The 6,236-nt window shown below is 66.2% G+C and carries 7 protein-coding genes and 1 pseudogene; 4 read left to right on the forward strand and 4 right to left on the reverse strand.

What is annotated here, in order from left to right; genetic code table 11:
* Positions 1-187 precede the first annotated feature (187 nt).
* From AC1DU6_RS16675 to AC1DU6_RS16685, 3 genes are read left to right on the forward strand one after another with little or no spacing between them, the layout of a single operon-like run.
* Entirely contained in the window at positions 188-1,051 is an 864-nt protein-coding gene (locus AC1DU6_RS16675; RefSeq protein WP_056195362.1) for a CheR family methyltransferase, read from the forward strand.
* 2 nt (positions 1,052-1,053) lie between these two features.
* Positions 1,054-1,719: a chemoreceptor glutamine deamidase CheD gene (gene cheD, locus AC1DU6_RS16680; RefSeq protein ID WP_056195359.1), complete on the forward strand. Its 666-nt coding sequence runs from the start codon at positions 1,054-1,056 to the stop codon at positions 1,717-1,719.
* A gap of 10 nt (positions 1,720-1,729) precedes the next feature.
* Positions 1,730-2,818, forward strand: coding sequence for a protein-glutamate methylesterase/protein-glutamine glutaminase (locus tag AC1DU6_RS16685; RefSeq protein ID WP_056195356.1), 1,089 nt, complete (start codon positions 1,730-1,732; stop codon positions 2,816-2,818).
* Between the two features lie 218 nt (positions 2,819-3,036).
* Here the strand turns inward: AC1DU6_RS16685 and AC1DU6_RS16690 are convergent, their stop codons facing one another.
* On the reverse strand, positions 3,037-3,342 hold the full coding sequence (locus tag AC1DU6_RS16690; protein WP_477858410.1) for a hypothetical protein: 306 nt from the start codon (positions 3,340-3,342) through the stop codon (positions 3,037-3,039).
* Positions 3,343-3,436: 94 nt separating this feature from the next.
* On the opposite strand from AC1DU6_RS16690, the gene AC1DU6_RS16695 reads away from it, so the two are divergent.
* Complete coding sequence (locus AC1DU6_RS16695; RefSeq protein WP_477858412.1) at positions 3,437-4,366, forward strand: LysR substrate-binding domain-containing protein; 930 nt, start codon at positions 3,437-3,439, stop codon at positions 4,364-4,366.
* Here the strand turns inward: AC1DU6_RS16695 and hemW are convergent.
* From hemW to rph, 3 genes and pseudogenes are all read right to left on the reverse strand, one after another.
* Positions 4,338-5,501, reverse strand: coding sequence for a radical SAM family heme chaperone HemW (gene hemW / locus AC1DU6_RS16700; protein ID WP_457324709.1), 1,164 nt, complete (start codon positions 5,499-5,501; stop codon positions 4,338-4,340). The two genes, AC1DU6_RS16695 and hemW, sit on opposite strands and share 29 nt — an antisense overlap.
* 13 nt (positions 5,502-5,514) lie before the next feature.
* Positions 5,515-6,120 (reverse strand): RdgB/HAM1 family non-canonical purine NTP pyrophosphatase, encoded by a 606-nt coding sequence (gene rdgB, locus AC1DU6_RS16705; protein WP_457324706.1) that lies wholly within the window; start codon positions 6,118-6,120, stop codon positions 5,515-5,517.
* Positions 6,117-6,236: pseudogene (rph, locus tag AC1DU6_RS16710) on the reverse strand (ribonuclease PH); the annotation flags it as partial. The pseudogene rph and the gene rdgB, both read right to left, overlap by 4 nt.

A 6,236-nucleotide genomic window follows, 5' to 3' on the forward strand; every position in this document is an offset into this window, starting at 1 on the left:
TGGGTGGATTGTGGTTTCGGGGCAGTCTAGCAGCGGCGTCTGCGCGCCCAGGTCGTGAAACAGGCACGTTCCTGGAGGCTGTTTGCACTATGCTGGACCGGCCCAGGGGCCTTAAAAAGGCCCTGCGGTGCAGAATCGGCGCGCCACGCCAGAACTGCTGCGAGCACCAACAAATCTGAATTTCGACATGCCCGCACCCGACCTCGCCTCCGGCACGGACTCCCTCGACCACGAATTCAGCTTCAGCAAGGCCGACTTCGACCGTGTGCGTGAACTGATCTATAAGCACGCCGGCATCAGCCTGCATGACGGCAAGCATGCGATGGTCTACAGCCGGCTGTCTCGGCGCCTGCGCGAGACCGGGCACAAGAGCTTYGGSAGCTATCTGCAGTGGCTGGAGGCCTCGACYGGCCCGTCCGGCGCCGCGGARTGGCAGGAGTTCGTCAACTGCCTGACGACCAACCTGACCTCCTTCTTCCGCGAGGARCATCACTTCCACGCGCTGAAGGACGACCTCAAGCCTTTTGCAAAYGGTTCGGCCGGYAAGCAGGTGCGCATCTGGTGCTGCGCCGCTTCCACCGGTGAAGAGCCCTATTCCATCCTGATGACCTGCAGCGAGGCCTTAGGCGCCAGCGCCTCGGTGCAGCTCGTGTCCAGCGATATCGACACCAACGTGCTGGCCACGGCCAAGCGCGGCGTCTACAACGCCGACGCCCGCGGCCTTGACGCGACGCGGCTGAAGACCTTTTTCATGCGCGGCACCGGCGCCAACTCCGGCAAGATCCGCGTCAAGCCTGAACTGCAGCGCTGGGTCGAGTTCCGCTCGCTGAATCTGATGGACGCGCAGTGGCAGCTGGGCGACCCCTTTCACATGGTGTTCTGCCGCAACGTGATGATCTATTTCGATGCGCCCACCCAGCGCAAGGTGCTGGAGCGCATCCACCGCGTCATGCGGCCGGGAGGGCTGCTTTTCGTCGGGCATTCGGAGAACTTCACCGAAGCCCGCGACTTGTTCAAGCTGCGCGGCAAAACCATTTACGAACGGGTCTGACCATGAGCACCCCATTCGCCTCGCCACCCACGGTCGGCCTCGGCAACCCGGTCGCGGTGGCCAAGGTCAACCACCTCAAGGCCCAGCCGCGCAAGCAGGGTGAAGCCTCGTTCTTCTTCTACGACGCGCATTTCAAGAACGCTGCGGTCAAGATCCTGCCGGGCGAGTACTTCGTCGACCAGGAAGACCTGCTCGTCATGACGACGCTGGGCTCCTGCATCGCCGCCTGCCTGTGGGACCGCGTCGCCAAGGTTGGCGGCATGAACCACTTCATGCTGCCCGAGGGCAATGGCGACTCAGGCCGCTACGGCTCGTTCGCCATGGAACTGCTCATCAACGAGATGATGAAGCGCGGTGCCAGCAAGGCACGCATGGAAGCAAAGATCTTCGGCGGCGGTGCCGTCATCTCGGGCATGAACTCGCTCAACGTCGGCGAGCGCAACACCAACTTCGTCATCGACTTCCTGAAGCTCGAGCGCATCCCCATCGTGTCCAAGGACGTGATGGACGTCTACCCCCGCAAGGTCTGCTTCCTGCCGGCCAGTGGCAAGGCGATGGTGAAGCGCCTGGCACCGACGAATAACGACGCGCTGATCCAGCAGGACAGGGCAGCCATTCAAAAGGTGCAGCCGGTCGCCAGCAGCGGCGGCTCCATCGATTTGTTCTAGGAGGCCACCGATGGCCAAGACCAAAGTCGTGGTGGTGGACGACTCAGCGCTGGTGCGCTCCATCCTCACCGAGATCATCAACCGGCAGTCCGACATGGAATGCATCGGCGCGGCCGCCGACCCGCTGGTCGCGCGCGAGATGATCCGCAACCTCAACCCCGACGTCATCACGCTGGACGTCGAGATGCCGCGCATGGATGGCCTCGATTTCCTGTCGCGGCTGATGCGACTGCGGCCGATGCCAGTGGTGATGGTGTCCACGCTGACTGAGCGCGGTGCCGAGGTCACGCTGAAGGCGCTGGAACTGGGCGCCATCGACTTCGTCGCCAAACCCAAGATCGGCGTGGCCGACGGCATCCGCCAACTGGCCCAGGACATCACGGACAAAATCCGCATCGCCTCCAAGGCCCACATCCGCCGCGCGCCACCGCCGCCCGCACCGGGTGCAGCCGCGCCAGCCCCGGTCAAGGCCGTCACGATGGCCAGCCTCGGCAGGGCCTCGACCGAAAAGATCATCTTCATCGGCGCCTCCACCGGGGGCACCGAAGCCACCAAGGACGTGTTGATCAACCTGCCGGCCGACAGCCCGGCCGTTGTCATCACCCAGCACATGCCGCCCGGCTTCACCAAGAGCTATGCCGCGCGGCTGGACGGCCTGTGCAAGATCCGCGTCAAGGAAGCCCAGGACGGCGAGCGCATCCTGCCCGGCCACGGCTATATCGCGCCGGGCGGCATGCATCTGAGCGTGGAACGCAGCGGCGCGAACTACATCGCCCGCGTGCAGGACGGCGAGCCCATCAACCGCCATAAGCCCTCGGTCGAAGCGCTGTTTCTGTCGGCTGCCAAGGTGGTCGGCCCGAACGCCATCGGCATCATGCTGACCGGCATGGGCGCGGATGGCGCCAGGGCCATGAAGGTCATGAAGGACGCTGGCGCCTACAACTACTGCCAGGACGAGGCCAGTTGCGTCGTCTTCGGCATGCCGCGCGAGGCCATCGCGGCCGGCGCGGCGGACGAGGTGCTGCCGCTGAACCAGATTGCGACCAAAGTGCTGGAGCGGCTGCGCGCCACTTCGGGCATCTCGCTCAACCGCGTCTGACGATTCATTTCAGGCGTTTTGCGGGCCGAGCGCCGGGCCGCTCCCTAGCCGGCCAGCCTCGGGCGATGTGCTTGTCGGTCAATCCGGCAAGCATCGCCGTCCCCTCGGGGGCTGAGGCCGGACACATTGCGCCCAGTGGGCGCGATGTGCCTGCCGAAGCGCTGCGGCCACTGGCCGCAGCGCGGTCCCGACCAAGGTAATCCTTGGACGAGGGGGCTTCAACGTTTACCACCACTGGCGGGCGCATCGGCCTTGGCCAGCAGCATCGGACGGTGACGCGCGACGACCACAGGGTCGGCCGGGAAGACCGGCTTGAAACCGTCCAGCGACTTCGGCGCGGTCGGCACCCAGGCCGTCTGCACAGGCCGTTCGGCCTTGCCAGTCACGATGACGCGGTTCGAGCGCTCCGCGGCCGCTTCCTTCAGTTCAGCATTCGAATCCGTGAACGCCCGGGCGCTCGTCGTGGCGAGCACGAGGACGGCAGCAAACGAGGCAAAAGCAATCCAGCGGGGCAGAGTGATCATGGCGGGTCTCCTTCAAGTGCTGGTTATGCTATGCATCCAGAGCCTCGCCACGAAGCGCTTATTTCTTCACTGATTGGTTGGATTGGCTTACCAGATGGCCTCACTCGACCGTTTTCCCCTTCATTACCTGGCTGCCTTTCGTGCCGCGGCCCAGACCGAGAACCTGCGCGCCGCGGCCGAGAGCCTGCACCTGACGCACAGCGCGGTCAGCCAGCAGATCCGCGGCCTGGAGGCCCAGCTCGGCTTTGAGCTGTTCACTCGCCAGGGCCGGCGGCTGACGCTGAACCCGGCTGGGCAGGCGCTGCAGCGCGGTGTGACACAGGTGTTCGCTGCCTTGCAGGCGGGCCTGCTGGCGGCGGCGCAAGCGCACGGGAGCGCCGCGCAGACGCTGCGAGTGACCGCCCTGCCCTCGTTCGCTCAGCGTTGGCTGCTGCCCCGCCTGCCGCGCTGGCAAGCCCTGCAGCCCTGCATCACGCTGGACCTGCATTCATCCCAGCAGGTGGTGGACCTGGAACGCGAGGGCTTTCACATCGGCCTGCGCATCGGCCGCGGGGGCTGGCCTGGGTTGATCTGCGAGCCGCTCTTCCATTCGCCGCACATCGTGGTCGCTGCGCCGCTGCTCGCGCAGCGCCTGGTGGACGCAACGCCGGAACTCTTGACGCAGCAGCCGCTGATGGGCGACGCCGATTTGTGGCGACAGTGGTTTGCCGAGGTCGGCCACAAGGGCGCTGTGCCAACGCCGGTGGCGACCTTCAATGACGCCGCGATGCTGGGCCAGGCGGCCGAGCAAGGGATGGGTGTGGCCCTGACGCGCGAGCTGTTTGCCGCCGACGCGCTGCTGGACGGGCGGCTCGTGCGGCTGTCGACTCACGCCGTAGATGACGACGCCACGCGTGACTACCAGGTCGTCTACCCCGAGGCCCTGCGCGACGACCCGGCCGTGCGCATCTTCTGMGACTGGCTGCACGCCGAGGTCGCGGCGCTGCAGCAGCGACTCAAAGAAACAGCTGCTGCAGATCGCTGAGGAAGTCGAAGCCTCGCTCGGTTGGCTGGATGCGAGCCGCATCACTGGTCAGCAAGCCACGGCCACGGGCCACCTCCAAGCCTTTCGCAATCGCCGACACAGGCAGCCCGGTGCGCTCGAGGAACTGCGTCAGCGTGACGCCTTCCTTCAGCCGCAGCGCATTCAGCATGAACTCGAAGGGCAGGTCCTTGCGCGCCACCTCGTGTTCGTTGCTGACCTTGTTCGCCTGCGCCATGAAGGCCGCCGGTTCACGCCAGCGCACCTGGCGCAGCACGCGGTTGGGGAAACTCAGCTTGCTGTGCGCGCCAGCGCCGATGCCGAGATAGTCGCCGAACTGCCAGTAGTTCAGGTTGTGCAGGCAGCGGTGGCCCTCGCGGGCATAAGCCGAGACCTCGTAACGCGACAGCCCCGTGGCGCCGGTACGCGCCGTGATCAGGTCCAGCATGTCGCTGGCCAAGTCAGGGTCGGGCAGGCCGGCCGGCGTGCGCGTCGCGAACACCGTGTTGGGTTCGATGGTCAGGTGGTAGATGGACAGGTGCGGTGGCTTGAAGCTCAGCGCAGCGTCCAGCTCACGCGACAGGTCGTCCAGCGACTGCCCGGGCAACGCATACATCAGGTCGAGGTTGAAGGTCTCGAACGCCGCAGCCGCCTCGGTGAGCGCCTCGCGTGCCTGGCTCGCGCTGTGCACGCGGCCAAGCGTCTTCAGCTGCGCGTCATCGAAGCTCTGTACGCCCACCGACAGGCGCGTGACGCCAGCCTGGCGAAAGCCCTTGAAGCGCTCGCGCTCGAAGGTGCCGGGGTTGGCCTCCAGCGTGATCTCGCAGCCCGGCTCCAGCGGCAGGCGTGCACGGATATCCGAGATGAGCTGCGCGATCTGCTCGGGGTTGAACAGGCTGGGCGTGCCGCCGCCGATGAAGATGCTGATGACAGGCCGGCCCCAGATCAGCGGCAGCGCCGCTTCGAGGTCGGTGCGCAGCGCGGCGAGATAGGCCTCGGCCGTGTCGACCGCCAACGCGCCATCCTTGACCTCATGCGAGTTGAAGTCGCAGTAGGGGCATTTGCGCAAGCACCAGGGCAGATGAACGTAGAGGGCAAGCGGGGGCAGCGCGGGCAACTGCAGCGTACCCGGCCGCATCAGATGGACGATCTCAGCCAAGCCGCCAGACCTCGCGGAACTGCTGGATCAGGTGCACGGCGGCCAGCGCCCGGTGGCTGTGCTGGTTCTTGACCGCAGCGCCCAGGCTGGCCACGGTCTGGCCGAGCTCGGGGATGTGCATCAGCGGGTCGTAGCCAAAGCCGCCCTCGCCGCTCGGCGCCTTCAGGATCTCGCCGCTCCAGCGGCCCATGGCGATCAGTGGCTCGGGGTCGTCGGCGCTGCGCACCGCCACCAGGGCGCAGACAAAGCGCGCCCGGCGATCCTCGATGCCGGCCATCTCGCGCAGCAACCGTTCATTGTTGGCTGCGTCGCTTTTCTCGCCGCCGGCATCCAGCGCGTAACGTGCCGAACGCACGCCGGGCGCGCCGCCGAGAGCGTCAACGCTCAAGCCTGAATCGTCGGCCAGCGCCGGCAGGCCGCTGAGCTTGGCGGCGTGGCGGGCTTTGGTCAGCGCGTTCTCGGCAAAGGTTTCAAAGGGCTCCTCGGCCTCCGGGATGCCCAGGCTGCCCTGATTCACCAGTTCGATACCGAGCGGCGCGAACAACGCCTGCAGCTCGACGAGCTTCTTCGCGTTGTTGGAGGCAAGAACCAGCTTCACTTCAGCGCGGCTTGTTGGGCCTCGATCAGCTCGCGGATGCCCTTGTCGGCCAGGTCGAGCAGCGCATTCATCTCGTCACGCGTGAACACCACGCCCTCGGCCGTGCCCTGCAGCTC

This window comes from Roseateles sp. P5_B10 (genome assembly GCF_056400485.1).

Bases quoted from the DNA above. Each gene is read 5' to 3' on its own strand.
- cheD (WP_056195359.1), top strand. From the start codon at position 1,054: ATGAGCACCCCATTCGCCTCGCCACCCACGGTCGGCCTCGGCAACCCG.
- AC1DU6_RS16685 (WP_056195356.1), top strand. From the start codon at position 1,730: ATGGCCAAGACCAAAGTCGTGGTGGTGGACGACTCAGCGCTGGTGCGC.
- AC1DU6_RS16690 (WP_477858410.1), bottom strand. From the start codon at position 3,342: ATGATCACTCTGCCCCGCTGGATTGCTTTTGCCTCGTTTGCTGCCGTC.
- hemW (WP_457324709.1), bottom strand. From the start codon at position 5,501: ATGCGGCCGGGTACGCTGCAGTTGCCCGCGCTGCCCCCGCTTGCCCTC.